This window comes from Amycolatopsis regifaucium (assembly GCF_001613935.1).
Taxonomy (GTDB): Bacteria; Actinomycetota; Actinomycetes; order Mycobacteriales; family Pseudonocardiaceae; genus Amycolatopsis; species Amycolatopsis regifaucium.
Map to the genome: position 1 here is coordinate 293,021 of NZ_LQCI01000009.1, position 16,482 is coordinate 309,502.

Here is a 16,482-nt window from a genome sequence, read left to right on the forward strand (position 1 = left end):
CCTCACCTCTGACCGATCGGGCGGAGCACGATCCCGATCAGCGCGTCCGCCGGAAGGTAGCCGAGCCGCCGGGAATCGTTGCTGCGTGCGGGGTTGTCTCCAAGTACCAGCAGGTTCCCGGCCGGAACGACCGTGCCGGGTACCGGAATCTGCGATGGCACAGGATCACCAGGGACCGCGACCGCGCGTTTCACCAGCCGTCCGGCGGTCGGGTCGCCCGGCGTGCCGGGGCCGCCCTGCACGACGACGACCTGCCCGGTCCGCACCCGCTCCAGCGGTGACCTCCGCACCAGCAACCGGTCACCGGAGTGATAGGTGGGCTCCATGCTCACCCCGCGCACCGTCACCACGATCAGCCGTCGGCGCAGCGCCACCAGCCACGCCCCGACAGCGACGACCGTCACGACCGCCGCGAGCACCACGTACGTCACCGGGACACCACCTCTTCATAGCCCGAAGCCTGCAGGCGGAACAACCGCGCGTACTCCCCGCCCGTTGCGATCAGCTCGTCATGCGAGCCGAGTTCCACGACCCGGCCTTCGGCGAGCACCGCGATCGCGGCCGCGTCCCGGACCGCGCCGAGGCGGTGCGAGATCAGCACGCTGGTCGCGCCGTCCCGATGCCGTCGCAGGCTGCTGTGCACCTCGTACTCGGCCTCCGCGTCCAGCCCCGAGCTCGGTTCGTCCAGGATCATCAGTTCCCGTCGGTCGCGCAGGAACGCGCGCGCCAGCGCGAGGCGCTGCCACTGCCCGCCGGAGAGCAGCACGCCGGTCTCCGGATCCTCGCGATCCGCTTCGTCGAAGAACATCCTGGAAAGCAGCGTGTCATAGCCGCGCGGAAGCCCGGCCACGATGTCGTGCGCGCCCGCCCGTCGCGCCGCGGCGGTCACCCGCTCGCGATCCTCCATACCGGACACGTCGCCGAGGCCGATGTTCTCGGCCGCGCTGAGGTCGTAACACATGTAGTCCTGGAAGACCGCGCCGATTCGCCCGCGCAGCTCCTCGACCGGAACATCTCGCAGATCCACGCCGTCCCAGAGGATCGCTCCGCGCTCCGGATCGTAGAACCGGCACAGCAGTTTGCTGATCGTCGATTTCCCGGCGCCGTTCAGCCCGACCAGCGCCAGTGACCGGCCGTGCGAAATGGTCAGGTTCACCCCGCGCAGCACCCACGGCTGGTCCTCGGCGTAGCGGAACCAGACGTCGCGCAACTCGATGCCCGAACGCAAGCCCGGCAACCGCCGGGGTTCGGCCGGAACGGGGAGATCCGGACCCTGCGACTCGATCTCCTCATAGTGGTCGAACAACAACGTCGAGTGATGCGCCGAAGCCAACCGGGAGACGAGGCTCTGCAACGCGCCCTGTACTCCGCCGACCGACGCCACGAAGATGGCGATGTCACCGAGCGAAAGCTTCCCGTGCGCGGCCAGCCACACCGCCCAGAGCAGGCCACCCGCCGCGACCGCCGCGGTCAGCCCGGCCAGCAGGCCGTGCATCCGCGCGTCCCGGCGGTCCTGTCCTTCGACGACGGCGTGCCCGGCGGTCAGCTCGACGAGCATCCGTCGCCGGAACAGATCACCGAGTCCCAGCAAGCGGAGTTCCTTGGCCGCGTCGAGGCTCGCCAGCAACTCGGCGTAGAACACCTCGCGCCGTTCGGTCGGCGCGATCGACCACAGGACGCGCGCCCGGGCCCGGCTCAGCCGCAGATTGGCCAGCAGCGCTGGGATCGCCGCCACCAGCACGATCAAGGCCATTCCCGCGTCGATCACGAGCAGCGTGCCGAGAAATCCGGCCAGCGTGACCGTCGCCTGCACCGCACCGATGCCGTCGTCGACGAGCTGACCGGGCCCGCTGCGGCCCGTCTGCTGCGCGAGCCTGAGCTTGTCCCGGAAGCGCGGGTCCTCCATCCTCGCGATCCCGGTGAGCCTGGCCATCGCCCGGTAAAGCCGGTCCATCGTCACCACGGCGACCGAACGGTCGAGCCGCTGTTTCAGATACTCCGTCGTCACCGGGAGCAGCCCCGCCATCAGCCCGGCCATCGCGAGGGCGACCGCCCACGGCAACAGAGCCGGCCAGACTCCGTGTGCGGCCAGGCCGTCGAGGAGGACTTTGGTGCACCACGCGGTCGCGAGCGGGACGACGCCACCGAGCAGCGACAGCACCAGGTAGAGCGGCGTGCCCACCGGGGCGGCCTGCCGGGTGAGGCGGACCGCCGCCCACAGCAGGCTCAGTACCCGGCGGGCTCCGAGGGAGGTGTTCACAGCGTGGCCGGCACCGGCAGGGCCGACATCTCCCACCCGCTGGCCAGCACGGTCCGATCGCGGTCGATCAGGCACAGCGCGGGATAGCCGCCGGCGCCGAAGGCCCGATGCACGTCGCCGCCCTCGGCTTCGATGACCACCTCGGCGACCTCGCCGAGCCGGACGACCATGTCCGCCGTCTCCTCTTCGCTTCCGGCGGCGATCGCGACCACCTTTCCCTCGAACCGGGTGGCGTATTCGATGAACTGGGGCATCCGCTCCTTGCATGGTTCACATCCCGGCGAGAAGAAGCCGACGAGGGCGCGGGAACCGTCGATGTCCGCGACGGACAGCTCGGTCCCGCCGACCGTGGTGGCGGAGAACGCGCCGATGGTGGCACCCGCGGGAAGTGCGATGTCCGGCTCGGCGGCGGCCTGCTGTCGCACGGTCTTCAGGGTCTCGTTCTGCTCGCGCAACCTCCGGATGATGCCGAAGCTGAGCAGCAGGTCCAGCACGCACAGGAGTCCGACGAGCACGACGGCGGCGGTGAGGATGGGCATGGTGTTCTCCAGTGGAGGAAGTGGACGGGCAGGGTGCCGCGGGTGGTGGCCGGTGCTCGCGCGCCCGCCCACCACCCGCGGTGTCGATCAGCCTCCGCAGATCCGGAAGGGCTGGCAGGGTCCGCAGAATTCGATGCACGCACCGTTCTGCGAACACCGGCGCCGGTAATCGCTGCGCTCACGGCAGTAGCAGTGCTTGTAGTACGGGTCCGGCGGGCAGCCCGCACCCACGTCGGCCTTGGCGACGAACACGCTCAGCAGCTTGTCGCCGAGGGTTTCGAATGTCTTGCGCATGGTCCGCGCTCCTCACTTCCGCCGAGCCGGGCGGCGTCGGCAGCGCCCAACGTAGGAAAGGCCCGTACACAAAGGCGGATAGCGCGGATACACGCGCGCGTGTATCTCCTGTGCACCAACGCGAAGTGAACGTCCGGCAAAGTCGATGGTGATAGAACTGCCTTAAGGGGTCTCACGTTTCTGTCGCCAACTCTCGGGGAGAGGTGTGAGTGTCGACGATCGAGTTCAGGGTTCTGGGGAGGCTCGAGGTACACACCGATGGCGGGACGATCGCGCTGGGTTCGGCCAAACAGCGCAATCTTCTGGCCGTGTTGCTGCTGCACCCTGGCCGAACAGTCCCGATCCGCAGGCTGATCCAGACGTTGTGGGGAGACGAACCGCCGCTTTCGGCGGTCGCCAACCTGCGCACCTACGCGAACCGGCTCCGTGGCGCACTGCCGGCACAACGTATCGCCGGCCGCGCCTCAGGTTACGAAATCCAGCTGCGCCAAGGGGAATTGGATCTTCACGTCTTCACAGAACGAGCGGGAACCGGCCGGGCGGCCTTCGCGCGGGGTGACTACGCCGCCGCCGTCCGCCATCTCGGTGAGGCGCTTTCCGCTTGCCGCGGCGCGGTGTTGGAAGATCTCGCCGACAACGAAGCCCTCGCCGGTTCGATAGCGCCGGTGGAAGAACTCCGGCTTTCGGTCACCGAGGATCACCTCGACGCCCGCTTGCGGCTCGGTGAGCATCGGGAGGTGGTCGCCCCGTTGCGCGAGTTCGTGGCCGAACATCCGTTGCGGGAACGGCCTTGGGCACATCTGATGACCGCGCTGTACCGATCCGGTGATCCCGCCGGGGCACTCGCCGTCTACACCGACTGTCGCCGGGTGCTCGCGGACCGGCTCGGGCTGGAACCCTCACCCGATCTGGCCGCACTGCATCGGTCGATGCTGGACCGGGATCCGCGCCTGACCGCGGCCTCCCCCGCGCCGGTCACCACCGTGCCCGACCCGGAGACCTCCGCGCCGCGGGAGCTCCCGGTGCGGTGCCGGGCGTTCGGGGGCCGGGCGGGTGAGGCAGCACGCCTCGCCTCACTGCTCGCCGGGCCGGAGGGGACGGGTCCGAAGGCCGCTGTGGTCCACGGTCCGTGCGGTATCGGCAAGAGCGCGCTGGTGCTGGAGGTGGCGCACCGGGCCGGGCCGCGATTCCCCGGTGGACAGTTGTACGTCGACCTGGGTGTCGACGGTCCGGCTTCCCGCGTGTCTCTTCGGCTGCTGCGGCATCTCGGGGTACCCGCGTCGGACATCCCGTGGAGGCCGGACGAGGCCGCCGCCGTGCTGCGCTCGCACCTGTCCCACCGGGCGGTGCTGCTGGTGCTCGACGGCGCGACCGAGTCCGCCGCGCTCCGCGCGCTCATCCCCGCCACGGGATCGTGCGCGGTACTGATCACCAGCCGGTCGCCGTTGATGCTGGACGGCGCGGAACATCTCGCGCTCGGCAGATTGTCCGAAAAGGACGGCCGCGAAGTGCTCGGCCGGGTGGCCGGCCGGTCCAGAGTGGACGAAGAGCCGGGCGCGGCTGCCGAAATCGTCCGGTATTGCCACGGTATCCCGGCCGCGCTGCGGATCGCGGGCACCATCCTGGCCAATCGGCCGACGCGTCCGTTGTCCTGGCTGGCGCGTCGACTCGCCCCGGAGGAGAGCAGGCTGGACGAACTGGGGTTCGGCGGGGAATCGGTGCGCGCGTTGTATTCGTCGGCGTTCCAGCCGATCGAGGCCGGCCAGGATCCGCTGGCCGCGTCCGCGTTCCGGCTACTCGGCAGGCCGGGTTTCGAGGTGTGCCGGACCGCGCGGGCCGCCGCCGTCCTCGACATCTGTCCGTTGAAGGCCGAGGCGGCGTTGGATCGCCTGGTCGACCTCGGCCTCGCCGAATGGGGCGACGAAGACACCTACCGGCTGCCGCCGCTGATGCGGTTGTTCTCGACCGAACTGGGGGCCGTCGTCCCGGCGCAACGGAGCGCGCTGGCCTGGTGAGCGTCCGCACCGATCGATAATCCTCAGGTTATCGATCGGTGCGGATCTCCGCGTTGATCAAGCCCTGGCACCGGGAGAGGATTCTCCTGTCAGCGAGCCGCTGACCACGGAAAACCAAGGAGATCACCCCATGTTCGACCCCATCCTCCTCCGGGCCGCCGACGCCGAGCTCGTCAGCGACGCGCCGGGCAGCGACATCACGCTGCTGGCCGACTCCGACACCACCGACGGCGGCTTCACCGCGAACCGCGCGACCCTGAAGCAAGGTGTCTTCGGCACCCCGGCCCACTTCCACACCCGCGCGACCGAGTTCTTCTTCGTGCTCGAAGGAAAGCTTCAGGTCCTCGTCGAGGAGACCCTGCACACCCTGGAGAAGGGCGACTTCCTCGCCGTGCCGCCGCGGGTGCCGCACGCGTTCGGGCCCGCCGCCGACTCGGACGCCGACGTCCTGGTGACCTTCACCCCGGGCATGGCCCGCTTCGATTACTACCGGCTCCTCGACCGGGTCGCCCGCGGGGAGGCCGATCCCGCGAAGATCGCCGCGTCTTCGAAGCAGTACGACAATCACTACGTCGACAGCCCGATCTGGCGCGCGGCCCGCGGTCAGTGAGCGTCAGTCGATGACGGCGGTCGCTTCGACCTCGACCAGGTGCTCGGGCACGTCGAGTGCGGCGACCCCGATCAGGGTCCCCGGCGGGACCGGGGTGCCGCCCAACTTGGCGGCCGCCCGATCGACGCCTTCGAGGAACAGCGCGAGCTTGTCCGGAGTCCAGTCGACGACGTAGACGGTCAGTTTCGCGACGTCGTCGAAGGTGGCGCCTGCCGCCGTGAGCGCGGTGCTGATGTTCAGGTAGCACTGTTCGACCTGCGCGGTGAGGTCGCCTTCGCCGACAAGGGCGCCGTCGGCGTCCCAGGCGACCTGCCCCGCGACGAAGACCAGCTTCGACCCGGTCGCGATCGAAACCTGCCGGTAGGCGGGGATCTCCGGCAGTCCCGTGGGGTTCACCAGGGTGATGGCCATGCTGTCGTACTCCTCGCCATAGTCACTTGTGGTTACTCGGAAACCGTAGGAGAGTGGGCAACATCCTGGAAGAACGCACTTTTTCGTGACTGGGGAACCTCATGGTGACCAAGCAGCTCAGCGGTACGGCGGCCGACGCGGATCTGACGCGGGCGGACTCATTGGCACGCGAAATCTTCTCCGACGTCGCCAACAAGTGGGCACTGCTGATCATCGAGATGATCGGCGACCGCACGCGGCGGTTCACCGAGCTGCGGAACGACATCGAAGGCATCAGCCACAAGATGCTCACCCAGAACCTGCGCATGCTGGAACGCAACGGCCTGGTCGAGCGGACCGTGCATCCGACCGTGCCACCCCGGGTCGACTACACCCTCACCGAGGCGGGCCACGGCCTGCGCGCGACGGTCGACGGCATGTGCGACTGGACCCACCGGTTCCTCGGCCACATCGAAGACTCGCGCCGACGGTTCGACGCGCCTGTTAACGGTTAACGCCCTGGCCAGGGCCTCGACCGGTTCACTTCCCCGCAGCGCCGACCTATGCTCGTCGCGTGCTGACCGGCCGAGCGGAACCCCGGCCCGAGTTCGAACGGTTGCTGCGCGACGGCCCGTTCGCCGACGCGCTGCGCGAGGCCATCCGGGCGCGTGGCCTCAGCCTGGAACGCCTGCGCGACCACCTGCGTGCTCGCGGCGTTTCGATCACCGGCCACGGGTGACGTCGCTGCGAGGCTGCCGTCCCGGCCGGAGCGTCCACCGCCCCGAAGACGGTCTTCTCGTGATGGAACTACTCTTCGAACGGCCGCTCGCGAAAGGCGAAACGATCATCACCGAGCACACCCTGTCCAACAGCGCGCCGTTCCCGCACGCGACGAACTACGAATGAAAATTCCGCCTTCCGGTCCGGGAATACGTACTCGAGATCCGGTTCTCCCCCGGGTTGCTTCCGGCGCGATGCCGTCGCTATTCCGAACAGGACGGACAACCGGCGGAGTGGATCGATGTCCTTGCGGGTAGCGATTCCGTGCACGGGGTCGCCCTGAATTTCGGTCCTGGTCGCTTCGGATTCGCTTGGGATGGGGAGTCTTAGATGTCCTAAGAGGACGATCTTGGGGGTGGATTGTCCTGTTGTTCTTCTGCGGGGTAGCCGTTGGGGCCGAGGAGGGCGATGACGGCCTGTGGGAGTGGGTGAGCCGTTAATGCTGCGGGCGGAGCGCCCGATGGCCTACGAATTTGACAAATACCGCCGCCTTGTCCGCGCTGTAGGAATCGCACGGTCATCGCCCGCTGCGGCGAAGGCCACGGCGTTCATCACTGGGTCGTCGAAGGGAGCGTTCTCCTGCCGCACAGATTCCGCCCCCTACGCATCCACTGGGAAGTCCGCGACAACGACCTTCGCAAAGCCTTCCTCGCCCTCGACTGCCCATCGCCTCCCGACGCCACCTCAAAGACCACTTATTCTGTTAGGCCCACTTAGAGAATGTCTCTCTCATGCGACCTAGTAGCGGGCTAACCGTGGAGGAATTCTCACGCGGTTTACACTTTCCCTAACCACGAAGGCGACTACACGCTCTACGCGTCTGTAAGCTTGTTGCTCTGCGCAGTTTCTTTGACGCAGTTTTACCTCTATCGAGTGAAGTGAGGCCAGCACGGTCGCTACGCAAATCGATATAGCACGCGTGTTCGATCTTCGGTATCATTGGGGTCGTGGCCAGCGAAAACAGTCCCCAGGTGGCGCGCTCCGAGTGGTGGCGCGGCGATACCGCGACACTGCATGCCCGCAAGCAGGAAATCGAAGTCTTGAAGCGCCAATTGGACGCGGAGCAGAATGCGATCCTGGCGGAAATCAATAACCGGGGTGTGCGTGGGTGTTCCGGCCATTCGACACTGGCAGCCCTGATTTTCGAGGACTTCCGTGTCACGGACAAGGAAGCCGGTCTTCGAGCCGACCGCGTCCTGGCGCTGCATCCCGCGGTGGTGGTGGGCGGCGAGATCGTGCCACCTCTGGCGCCCTTGACCGCCGAGGCCGCCTCCGAAGGCGCGATCGGGGGCGGGCAGATCGACGCGATCATCCGCACCCTCACCCGCATCCCCTCCACCGTCCCGGAAGAAGACATGCGGGCCGGAGAGAAGATCCTCGTCGACCTCGCCCGGCACGCCGGACCCCGGCAGATCGCCCGCGCCGGACGCCGCCTCCTCGACAAACTCGATCCCGACGGGAAAGAACCCCGCAACGAGGACCCCAAAGACGTGCGGCCGGAGTTGCGGTTCGTCAAACACCGCGACGGCACCCTTGGGCTCAAAGCCACCCTCGACCTGGAGACCTACGCGCGGTTGAAGTCCGACCTCGACCCGATGGCGAAACCCCACAAAGCCATCGACGGAGTCCGCGACTCCCGCACCCAAGACGAACGCTACGGCGATGCCTTCACCGACTACGACGACTCAAGACCACCAGCCGAAACCTCCCCGGCCAAGCAGGCGAAGCCACCCACATCCTCATCACCATGTCCTACGAGGACCTGATCAACGATCTCGGTGAAGCACACCTGGATCTCGTCGGGCCGATCAACGCCACCGACGCCCGCATCCTCGCCTGCGACGCCCGCGTCCGACCCGGCGTCCTCGGCACCACAGGCGAACCACTCGACATCGGCCGCTCCAAACGCACCGTGTCTCTCGCCCAGAAATATGCGCTCACCATCCGCGACGGCGGGTGCGCGTTCCCCGGCTGCGACATGCCCGTACCCCGCTGCACCGCACATCACATCGTCTTCTGGCGACACCACGGCGAAACCAAAATCGACAACCTCGTCCTGCTCTGCACCAAACACCACCGCCTCATCCACCACAGCGAATGGAAAGTCGCCATCGCCCAAGAAGGCCTCCCGGAGTTCACTCCTCCCGCCTACCTCGACCCGTCGGGCCAGCCGAGGCGCAACACCATGCACCTCAGGACCTAAGACTCCAGCTGTAGGTAACGATCATGCTCTGTTCGCGGCTTGACAGCTGTGGTGGCTGACCCGGGAACAGGCTTGATGACACCGCTGCCAGTGAGACTGGCGGAACCAGTGGTCAGCCTCGTGTACCGGCCCCAGGGCGATGAAGAGTGTCTGGCTATCGTTGCAGGTCAACGAAATCAAGTCGTCGGGGCCGGGGCGGAGACGTTCCAGTCCGACCAAACCCTTTCCGGGCTGGAACGTCTCCTCGACCCTCTGTCTGAATCCCCCGACCCGCACCAGGACTGTCAGGGGTACCGGCTCGGATGAGTAGCAGCGGGAGTAGGCAAGTAGCGCGGTGCTCCAGGGCGGCGCACAACGTGGGGTTGCCGCCGTAGACCCCATCCCCCGTCACCCAAGGTGTCTGGTGGCAGGAGTCCAGGAACCGCGTGATCATGCGGGCGGCCAGTTCGGGTTTGGTGGCAGACGCGGTGTCCGAGCCAAGTCCGGCGTTTTCGATTCTGCCCGCGGTGCCGGTGTACTGGCGCTGGACGCCGACGGTGTGGCTGCCCATTTTCACGTCACCGGTCTCGTCAACAACGAGCACCGCCTGGGCGGCTCAGCGGGTGCTCATGGCATCGGGAGTGGCCTCGCCGACCCATCCGGCGATCGCCCCAGCAGTTCTTCCATCAGACTCGCCAACGCTCCTGCCGTCGGGCAGCATCTACGCTGTGACCTGCGGCCACAGCGTCACTCACAGATGATCAACGATCGCCGAACCTGCCAAGGCTCGTCGAAGGCGACACAGTGTTGGGATTGCTGGGCTTCTACGACGAACTCGACACCCGGACAGGACCCATCGACACTCTCCGGGATGCTCGTCACTGATGACCGACGGCACCTGGTTGTGGCGCCGGGACTTCCCGCACTACCTGGAAACCCACCACGTCTCACTGCCCCGGACGTTCCTCGAACACGTCCGCAGCCTGAACCCACCATCACCGTCGCACAGTTCGCCCTGCACTACGACGAGACCATGCCCCTGATCTTACCGTCTGCGCACCGACTTTTCGACTCGAGGAGTGCGCATGCGACGGTACAGCAGAGTGCTTTCCTGTTTGAGCGTAATGGCTTTGGCCGCCTTGGGATTCGGTCGGACGGCCCATGCGGCCGCACCACCGCGTCCGGCCCATCCCGACGCCGCGGTGAATGGGGTGGCCGCGTCGCTTCCGGCCGGTCAGTGCGACCACCCCCTACGGCAGCCGGACCACCCGCAGGAACGCGGGCAACAGCCACGGCCGGGGACCGCTGACGACGATCATGCGGCTCAGCGCGGACCGCACCTTGCCGACCCGGTGGAACAACATCAGGTTCAGTGCCGGCGGATCGAACGAGATCCGCGCGTCGACCGGGCCACCGGGCTGCTCGACCGTGACGCGCCCCCGATGCAGCACCAAGACGACCGGTGCCGTGTACGCCGAACGGAAGGCGACGGCGATACGTCTTTCCCTCGGCGGTTCGTCGGTGTCGAGGAGATGCCCGATGTCGTGGGTCAGGACGCCCACCAGGAATAGGTCGAAGAACAACGCCGCGTCACCCGGTGCGATGGTCCAAGGCAGCTTCAACGCCTTGGCGATGTCCCAGCCGTGGATCTGCAGTTCGTTGACCAGATGCGCGAGGATACCGGCGAGTGGCACCTTCGAGTCCCCGAGCCAGCCCAGCGGGGTCGCCGGATCGACGTCCTCCGTCACTCGCAGTACTTCCTCGATGTCAGCGAGCAACCCCGCCACCAGCACGCCGATGTCGCGTTCGGAAAACTTCCCCAATACCAAGGTGTTCAGCACGGAAACCGTGTCCACAGTGGTCTTCTCGACCTGCCCCTGCCCGCGGGCGTCCAGCAGCGGAGTGGCGTCCGGCCGCACCAGCGACGTGTACATCTTCGCGATCATCGCGACGTGGGCGACGGTGTCGGCCACGGTCCACTCCGCGGTGACCATCGCGCCCGGATCCGGAACGCCGGTCACCAGTTCGGCGAAACGGGCGCCCGTCACCCGATAGGCGCGCCGCACCGATCGCCATCGAGCCACCGTGATCTCACTACTCACCACACGATTTTAGGTTGGTACGTCGGGAAAATCGTTCCTCTCCCGTGCGGACCGGACGCCCGGTCCACAGTGAAGTGACCGTACTCACTACGGAAATCGACGTGACACGCACCGACCGGCACAGGCAGACTGAACCCGATCAGCCTCGCCTTCGCTGTCACCGTTGCCGGCGCCGAAGGCGGCCCGACGCGGACAGTGGCCTTCCAGGAGCTCCGAACAGATGACCGAAACCATGCCCGAAACGACTCACGACCAGGAAAGAGCACCGGCGAGCGCCGGGCTTCTGATCGGAGTGCTGGTCCTTTCCGCGTTCGTGATGATCCTCAACGAGACCATCCTGAGCGTCGCCCTGCGTGACCTGACCGTCGACCTCCAGGTCCCGACCACCACCGTGCAGTGGTTGACCAGTGGCTTCCTGCTCACCATGGCGGTCGTCATCCCGACCACCGGGTTTCTGCTCGAACGGTTCACTCCGCGCCAGGTCTTCCTCGCGTCCCTGACCCTGTTCAGCCTCGGCACCCTCGTGAGCGCGGTCGCGCCCGGATTCTCCCTCCTGCTGGTCGGCCGGATCATCCAGGCGTGCGGTACGGCGGTCATGCTCCCGCTGCTGATGACGACGGTGATGCGCCTGGTCCCGGTGGAGAAGCGCGGCGCGACGATGGGCACGATCACCATCGTCATCGCGGTCGCCCCCGCCATCGGCCCGACCATCGGCGGCGCGGTTCTGTCGTCGCTGGGCTGGCGCTGGATGTTCTGGATCGTGCTGCCGCTCTCGCTCGCCGCGCTGGTGGTCGGCATGCTGCGGCTGCGGCTGGACAGCGAGACCCGCAAGGTTCCGCTGGACGTCCCGTCGGTGATCCTGTCCGCCATCGGTTTCGGTGGTGTGCTGTACGGCCTGTCGGTGTCCGGTGAGTCGGCGGGCGGGCATCAGCCGGTGCCGCCGTGGGCGCCGATCGCCCTCGGCGTGGTGGCCCTCGCGGTGTTCACCTGGCGGCAGCTGCGCCTGCAGAAGGAAGACCGCGCACTGCTGGACCTGCGCCCGTTCACCCACCGCAGCTTCATCGTCTCGCTGGTGCTGACGGCGCTGCTGTTCATGTGCCTGCTCGGCGCCGCGGCGATCCTGCTGCCGCTGTACCTGCAGACCGTCTTGCATACCAGCACGTTCGTCAGCGGGCTCGCGGTGCTTCCCGGCGGTCTGGCGCTCGGACTGCTCGGCCGCCCGGTCGGTGCGCTGTACGACCGCTTCGGCCCCCGTCCGCTGGTCATCCCCGGTGCGGCCGCGATGGCGGTCTCGCTGTGGTTGTTCGCCCTGCTCGGCGCGGAATCGCCGCTGATCGCGGTCATCGCCATCCACGTCCTCCTGATGTGCGGGCTCGGCCTCATGATGACGCCGCTGATGACCGAGTCCCTCGGATCGCTGCCCGAACACCTCTATTCACACGGCAGCGCGATCCTCGCCACCCTTCAGCAGCTCGCCGGCGCGCTCGGCACCGCCTTGTTCATCGCGGTGGCCACGGCGAGCACGGTGACCGCCGGGGCGGCCAGCCCCGACGCGACAGGTATCCGCACCACCTTCATGGTCGCCGGTTGTGTCGGTCTGGCCGCGTTCGTCGGTTCGCTGTTCGTCAAGAAGAGCGGCAACGCCGGCGCGGTGGCCGCGCACCACTGACACCGGACACGTTCACCTCGCGCCCGCCGTGGCCTCCACCGGAGGCTCGGCGGGCGCGCGTCGTCCGATCACCTTCCGGCCGTAGGCGATGGCGGGCTGCTCGACCCATCGGCGCAGCGCGCAAGCGAACAGCAGCGCCACCCCCGTGGTCACCACGGCCTTGGCGATCCCGCTGGGCAGCAGCCAGCCGGACACCCCCGCGGCCCCGGTCTGAGCGAGGTAGAGCGCGTACGAGCGATCGCCGACGAAGGTCATCGGCCTGCTCGAGAGCAGCTTCCGGACCGGACCCGGGGAAACGACGACCACGAGCAGCAGCGCCGAGCCCGCCGCGTAGACCGGGACGACGAACTGCCAGTGCCCGCCGAGTGCCTTCGCCAGCGGCCCGACGGAGAACTGCAGCACGACGAACCCGCAGGCGATCACGGTGGCGACGGCGGGACTGGTCAGCGGCCGGAACAGGGCGAATCCGCGGGGATGGTGGAGCGCCATCGCCAGCAGGCATCCGATGACCAGCGAACAGTAGTGCACCGAGAGGCTCGCCCAGGTGTGCGACGGCGCCAGCGGCAGCGCGACCAGCACCACGCCGAGGACGGCCGACGCGCCGAACAGGAGCCGAAGCGCTGTCTTCCCGCTTCGCGCGAACGAGGTCAGCACCAGCAGCGCGGGCCAGACCAGGTAGAACTTCTCCTCCACGCCCAGCGACCACGACGTCGGGTAGGGGGTGTTGAAGTCGACGAGCTCGTTGCCGAAGACGAGGTAGTACGGCATGGCGTCGGCGAGCCTGCTGCTCTGGTAGGAGTCGCCGACGAGCACCGCGATCGTCGTCAGCGCCAAGAGCAGGAAGTACACCGGAAAGATCCGGAAGACGCGGCGAAGGTAGAACTCGCGCAGCGAGATCCGGCCGGTGCGGTCCTCCTCGCGCAGAGACAACGTGGTGATCAGGAATCCGGAGAGCACGAAGAACAACTGGACGGCGATCCAGCCCTGCAAGGGATTCACGACAGGACCGCCGTAGTGGAAGAACACGACGGCCACGGCGGCGAGCGCGCGCACGCCGGTGAGGCCGGGGAACCAGGACGAGTCCAGGTAACCGGCGTGACTGAGCGGCCGCCACCAGGAACGGCGCGAGAGATCGGACATGGCCCGTAGGTTCGGGCCCGGACGCTGAACCGAAGCTTAAGGAAGCTGAAGACGTCTTCAGCTTCGTGTTTCCGCCGAGGGCAATCGGACGACGAGGCGCGCACCGCCGTCGTGCCCGTCGACCTCGGCGGTACCGCCATGGGCGTGGGCGATGTCGGCGACGATCGCCAGCCCGAGCCCGGCGCCACCCTCGTCGCGCGCACGACCGTCGTCCAGCCGCACGAACCGGTCGAACACCCGCTCCCGATCGCCGGCGGGAATGCCGGGACCGTCGTCGGTGACCGTCAGCACGCAGAAGTCGTCCACTGTGGACACGGCGACCTCGACGCCGGTGCGGGTGTGCCGCTGCGCGTTGTCGACCAGGTTGCGGAGCAAGCGTTCCAGCCGACCGCGGTTGCCCAGTACCACCGGATCCCCCTCGACCCTCACCCACACCCCCTGCCGTCCGGACAGACCGGATTCGACCACTTCGGACAGTCGCACCGGGCTGAACCGCTCCGGGCCGGAGTTGTCCAGTTTGCCGAGCAGCACGAGGTCGGCGACGAGATCCTGCAGCCGGGTGACGTCGAGAAGCGCGTTCCGGCAGGCTTCATGCCAGTCCAGCCGGTCCGGGTGCGCGAGCAGGACCTCCAGTTGCGTCCGCAGCGAAGCCAGCGGCGTCCGGAGTTCGTGCGAGGCGTCCGAGGTGAACCGGCTCTGCCGGGTGACGGCGGCGTCCAAGCGGGAAAGCATCGTGTTCATCGTTTCCGCGAGCTTCGCGATCTCGTCGCCGCTGTCCGGGGCCGGAACGCGGCGGGAAAGATCGTGCGCGCCGATTTCCGCGACTTCCGACCGGATCGCCTCGACCGGTCGCAGCGAGCGGCGGACCGCGAGCCAGGCCATCACCCCGATCAGCAGGGCGATCACCGGGACGCCCACGAGCAAGGTCGTGCGCACCACATCGAGCGCCGCCTGACCGGATTCGTCCACCATGGCGGCGCCGAAGACCCGGTACTTGCTGTCTCCGCTCACGGTCCGCGAGACGTGCAACCGGAGGCCGTGCTGGCCCGGGTCCGTCCCGAGCACGGGCGCGCAGCCTACGGATCGCTGCAAGCTGAGGTCGAGGTCCCCCGGTTCGAGGATCTGGACGTCATCTCCCCATTCCGGCTCGATCGCGCCGGAGCGCAGGTCGGGACACGAGGCGAGGCGCTCCCCGGTTTGGCTGGTCACCTCATAGATCGAGTCCCGCACGAGCATCCGCAGGTCGGCGGGAGTCGCGCCGTTGTTCAGCAATTGGACGATCGCGGCGGCCCGCGCCCTGGCCAGCTGCGCCGCACCGTCCTCCAAGCGGTGCTGGGCATCGAGCACGAGCCAGGCCGAAACGATTCCGAGCGCGATGATCGACGCCAGGAACGAGGTCAGCGCGACCCGGAAGCGAGTCGACCGCAAGCCTTTACGCACCGGAGGTCACCACGTGGTATCCGGCGCCGCGGACCGTGCGGATCGTCTCCGCCCCGAACGGCAGGTCGATCTTGCGCCGCAACGCGCTCATGTGGACCTCCACCAGATTCGCCGACGCCGACGCCGCGAAGTCCCAGAGGTTTTCGAGCAGTTCGGCCTTGGTCACCACCTCGCCCTGCCGTTTCATCAGGTACGTCAGCAGGGCGAACTCCTTGCTGGTCAACGGGATCACCGTGGTGCCACGACGGCAGACGTGGCTCGCCTGGTCGAGTTCCAGATCGCCGAGCCGCAATGTGCCCGGCCGCGTCGCTCCCCCGCGCCGGATCAGCGCCCGCAACCGGGAGAGGAGGACGCCGTAGGAGAACGGCTTCGGCAGGAAGTCGTCGGCGCCGGTGTCCAGCGCCTCGATCTCGTCGTCCTCCCCGTCCTTGGCGGTCAGCATGAGGATCGGCGTGGTGTCACCCCGTTCGCGCAGCCTGCGGCAGACGCGGTAGCCGTTCAGTCCTGGCAGCATGATGTCGAGGATCATCGCGGCGTACGGATGCTCGGCGGCGTACCAAAGCGCGTCGCGGCCGTTGTGCGCGACGTCCACGGCATAGCCCTCGGCGCTCAGCCCGGCGCGCAGCGATTCGGCAAGCCGCCGCTCGTCCTCCACGAGCAAGATCCTCATCCGGTCACGATCCCATACGGCCCGGGGACTGTTGGTCACCGCGCCGGGCACAATTGCCCTCATGCGCGGGTGAACCCGTTGCCACCATCCCGGCATGTCCGCCAATCGCGGCCGTGGAGCGCTCCTCGTGGTGCTCGCCGCCGTCCTCGTCGCCGGATGTTCCTCCGAGCCAGAGCCGCCGCCGACCTACCGGCTCACCGGCGACGCGTGCGGGGCCGTCAATCCGGCGGAATTCGCCGCGCTCACCCGTGCCGCGCCGGCCAAGAAACCGAGCAAACTCGTCGAAAGCCTTGTCGGCGGGAATTGCGCGATGGAGTTCGACGGTGCCGGTGGTTATGTCCTGCTGACGACGTTCATCGCCATTCACCCTTCGGGAGAAGCCGCCGCCTAG

Annotated in this window: 17 protein-coding genes and 2 pseudogenes; 9 read left to right on the top strand and 10 right to left on the bottom strand. The window is 67.8% G+C overall.

Features of this window, described 5'->3' with window-relative positions; translation table 11 throughout:
• Window positions 1-2: 2 nt before the first annotated feature.
• The 4 genes from AVL48_RS11260 to AVL48_RS11275 all read right to left on the bottom strand — a co-directional run bounded on the left by AVL48_RS11260 (window position 3) and on the right by AVL48_RS11275 (window position 3,093).
• Window positions 3-431, bottom strand: a complete 429-nt coding sequence (locus AVL48_RS11260; RefSeq protein ID WP_061982537.1) for a S26 family signal peptidase — start codon at window positions 429-431, stop codon at window positions 3-5.
• Window positions 428-2,260 (bottom strand): ABC transporter ATP-binding protein, encoded by a 1,833-nt coding sequence (locus AVL48_RS11265; RefSeq protein WP_061982536.1) that lies wholly within the window; start codon window positions 2,258-2,260, stop codon window positions 428-430. Before AVL48_RS11265 ends, AVL48_RS11260 begins: the two co-directional genes overlap by 4 nt.
• Window positions 2,257-2,799 (bottom strand): TlpA family protein disulfide reductase, encoded by a 543-nt coding sequence (locus AVL48_RS11270; RefSeq protein WP_061982535.1) that lies wholly within the window; start codon window positions 2,797-2,799, stop codon window positions 2,257-2,259. The genes AVL48_RS11265 and AVL48_RS11270 overlap by 4 nt, the downstream gene beginning before the upstream one ends.
• 87 nt (window positions 2,800-2,886) lie before the next feature.
• Window positions 2,887-3,093: a hypothetical protein gene (locus AVL48_RS11275; RefSeq protein ID WP_061982534.1), complete on the bottom strand. Its 207-nt coding sequence runs from the start codon at window positions 3,091-3,093 to the stop codon at window positions 2,887-2,889.
• A gap of 209 nt (window positions 3,094-3,302) precedes the next feature.
• Here AVL48_RS11275 and AVL48_RS11280 point away from each other — a divergent pair, with 209 nt between their 5' ends.
• Together AVL48_RS11280 and AVL48_RS11285 are read left to right on the top strand one after the other, a co-directional pair.
• Window positions 3,303-5,108: an AfsR/SARP family transcriptional regulator gene (locus AVL48_RS11280; protein ID WP_061982533.1), complete on the top strand. Its 1,806-nt coding sequence runs from the start codon at window positions 3,303-3,305 to the stop codon at window positions 5,106-5,108.
• Window positions 5,109-5,238: 130 nt separating this feature from the next.
• Window positions 5,239-5,718, top strand: coding sequence for a cupin domain-containing protein (locus tag AVL48_RS11285; protein WP_061982532.1), 480 nt, complete (start codon window positions 5,239-5,241; stop codon window positions 5,716-5,718).
• 3 nt (window positions 5,719-5,721) lie between these two features.
• Here AVL48_RS11285 and AVL48_RS11290 read toward each other — a convergent pair whose 3' ends face one another.
• Window positions 5,722-6,129 (bottom strand): RidA family protein, encoded by a 408-nt coding sequence (locus AVL48_RS11290; RefSeq protein WP_061982531.1) that lies wholly within the window; start codon window positions 6,127-6,129, stop codon window positions 5,722-5,724.
• A gap of 101 nt (window positions 6,130-6,230) precedes the next feature.
• On the opposite strand from AVL48_RS11290, the gene AVL48_RS11295 reads away from it, so the two are divergent.
• From AVL48_RS11295 to AVL48_RS40025, 5 genes and pseudogenes are all read left to right on the top strand, one after another.
• On the top strand, window positions 6,231-6,623 hold the full coding sequence (locus AVL48_RS11295; protein WP_061982530.1) for a winged helix-turn-helix transcriptional regulator: 393 nt from the start codon (window positions 6,231-6,233) through the stop codon (window positions 6,621-6,623).
• 59 nt (window positions 6,624-6,682) lie between these two features.
• Entirely contained in the window at window positions 6,683-6,847 is a 165-nt protein-coding gene (locus AVL48_RS40015) for a hypothetical protein (RefSeq protein ID WP_244162562.1), read from the top strand.
• Window positions 6,844-7,014 carry a hypothetical protein gene (locus AVL48_RS40020; protein ID WP_244162563.1) on the top strand — a complete coding sequence of 57 codons (171 nt, stop codon included), beginning with the start codon at window positions 6,844-6,846 and terminating at the stop codon, window positions 7,012-7,014. Before AVL48_RS40015 ends, AVL48_RS40020 begins: the two co-directional genes overlap by 4 nt.
• 845 nt (window positions 7,015-7,859) lie before the next feature.
• Window positions 7,860-8,779 (top strand): annotated as a pseudogene (locus tag AVL48_RS11300) (DUF222 domain-containing protein); the annotation flags it as partial.
• A gap of 87 nt (window positions 8,780-8,866) precedes the next feature.
• Window positions 8,867-9,091 (top strand): HNH endonuclease, encoded by a 225-nt coding sequence (locus AVL48_RS40025; RefSeq protein WP_244162577.1) that lies wholly within the window; start codon window positions 8,867-8,869, stop codon window positions 9,089-9,091.
• A gap of 331 nt (window positions 9,092-9,422) precedes the next feature.
• On the opposite strand, the pseudogene AVL48_RS40815 reads toward AVL48_RS40025, so the two are convergent.
• Both AVL48_RS40815 and AVL48_RS11305 read right to left on the bottom strand, forming a co-directional pair.
• Window positions 9,423-9,683, bottom strand: a pseudogene (locus AVL48_RS40815) (transposase); the annotation flags it as partial.
• A gap of 637 nt (window positions 9,684-10,320) precedes the next feature.
• Window positions 10,321-11,094: a maleylpyruvate isomerase N-terminal domain-containing protein gene (locus AVL48_RS11305; protein WP_061982668.1), complete on the bottom strand. Its 774-nt coding sequence runs from the start codon at window positions 11,092-11,094 to the stop codon at window positions 10,321-10,323.
• Between the two features lie 298 nt (window positions 11,095-11,392).
• Between AVL48_RS11305 and AVL48_RS11310 the strand changes: the two genes are divergently transcribed.
• The gene (locus tag AVL48_RS11310; protein WP_061982529.1) at window positions 11,393-12,841 is read left to right on the top strand and encodes a DHA2 family efflux MFS transporter permease subunit; all 1,449 of its coding nucleotides are present in this window, start codon (window positions 11,393-11,395) and stop codon (window positions 12,839-12,841) included.
• 12 nt (window positions 12,842-12,853) lie between these two features.
• On the opposite strand, the gene AVL48_RS11315 is transcribed toward AVL48_RS11310, so the two are convergent.
• The 3 genes from AVL48_RS11315 to AVL48_RS11325 are packed head-to-tail and all read right to left on the bottom strand — an operon-like array spanning window position 12,854 to window position 16,091.
• Complete coding sequence (locus AVL48_RS11315; RefSeq protein ID WP_061982528.1) at window positions 12,854-13,981, bottom strand: acyltransferase family protein; 1,128 nt, start codon at window positions 13,979-13,981, stop codon at window positions 12,854-12,856.
• 57 nt (window positions 13,982-14,038) lie between these two features.
• A complete protein-coding gene (locus AVL48_RS11320; RefSeq protein ID WP_061982527.1) occupies window positions 14,039-15,421 on the bottom strand; it encodes an ATP-binding protein in 1,383 nt (460 codons plus the stop codon).
• Window positions 15,414-16,091 carry a response regulator transcription factor gene (locus AVL48_RS11325; protein ID WP_061982526.1) on the bottom strand — a complete coding sequence of 226 codons (678 nt, stop codon included), beginning with the start codon at window positions 16,089-16,091 and terminating at the stop codon, window positions 15,414-15,416. The genes AVL48_RS11320 and AVL48_RS11325 overlap by 8 nt, the downstream gene beginning before the upstream one ends.
• A gap of 94 nt (window positions 16,092-16,185) precedes the next feature.
• Here AVL48_RS11325 and AVL48_RS11330 point away from each other — a divergent pair, with 94 nt between their 5' ends.
• The gene (locus AVL48_RS11330; protein WP_061982525.1) at window positions 16,186-16,482 is read left to right on the top strand and encodes a hypothetical protein; all 297 of its coding nucleotides are present in this window, start codon (window positions 16,186-16,188) and stop codon (window positions 16,480-16,482) included.

Bases quoted from the DNA above. Each gene is read 5' to 3' on its own strand.
- AVL48_RS11270 (WP_061982535.1), bottom strand. From the start codon at position 2,799: ATGCCCATCCTCACCGCCGCCGTCGTGCTCGTCGGACTCCTGTGCGTG.
- AVL48_RS11275 (WP_061982534.1), bottom strand. From the start codon at position 3,093: ATGCGCAAGACATTCGAAACCCTCGGCGACAAGCTGCTGAGCGTGTTC.
- AVL48_RS11285 (WP_061982532.1), top strand. From the start codon at position 5,239: ATGTTCGACCCCATCCTCCTCCGGGCCGCCGACGCCGAGCTCGTCAGC.
- AVL48_RS11290 (WP_061982531.1), bottom strand. From the start codon at position 6,129: ATGGCCATCACCCTGGTGAACCCCACGGGACTGCCGGAGATCCCCGCC.
- AVL48_RS11295 (WP_061982530.1), top strand. From the start codon at position 6,231: ATGGTGACCAAGCAGCTCAGCGGTACGGCGGCCGACGCGGATCTGACG.
- AVL48_RS40025 (WP_244162577.1), top strand. From the start codon at position 8,867: ATGCCCGTACCCCGCTGCACCGCACATCACATCGTCTTCTGGCGACAC.
- AVL48_RS11310 (WP_061982529.1), top strand. From the start codon at position 11,393: ATGACCGAAACCATGCCCGAAACGACTCACGACCAGGAAAGAGCACCG.
- AVL48_RS11315 (WP_061982528.1), bottom strand. From the start codon at position 13,981: ATGTCCGATCTCTCGCGCCGTTCCTGGTGGCGGCCGCTCAGTCACGCC.
- AVL48_RS11325 (WP_061982526.1), bottom strand. From the start codon at position 16,091: ATGAGGATCTTGCTCGTGGAGGACGAGCGGCGGCTTGCCGAATCGCTG.
- AVL48_RS11330 (WP_061982525.1), top strand. From the start codon at position 16,186: ATGTCCGCCAATCGCGGCCGTGGAGCGCTCCTCGTGGTGCTCGCCGCC.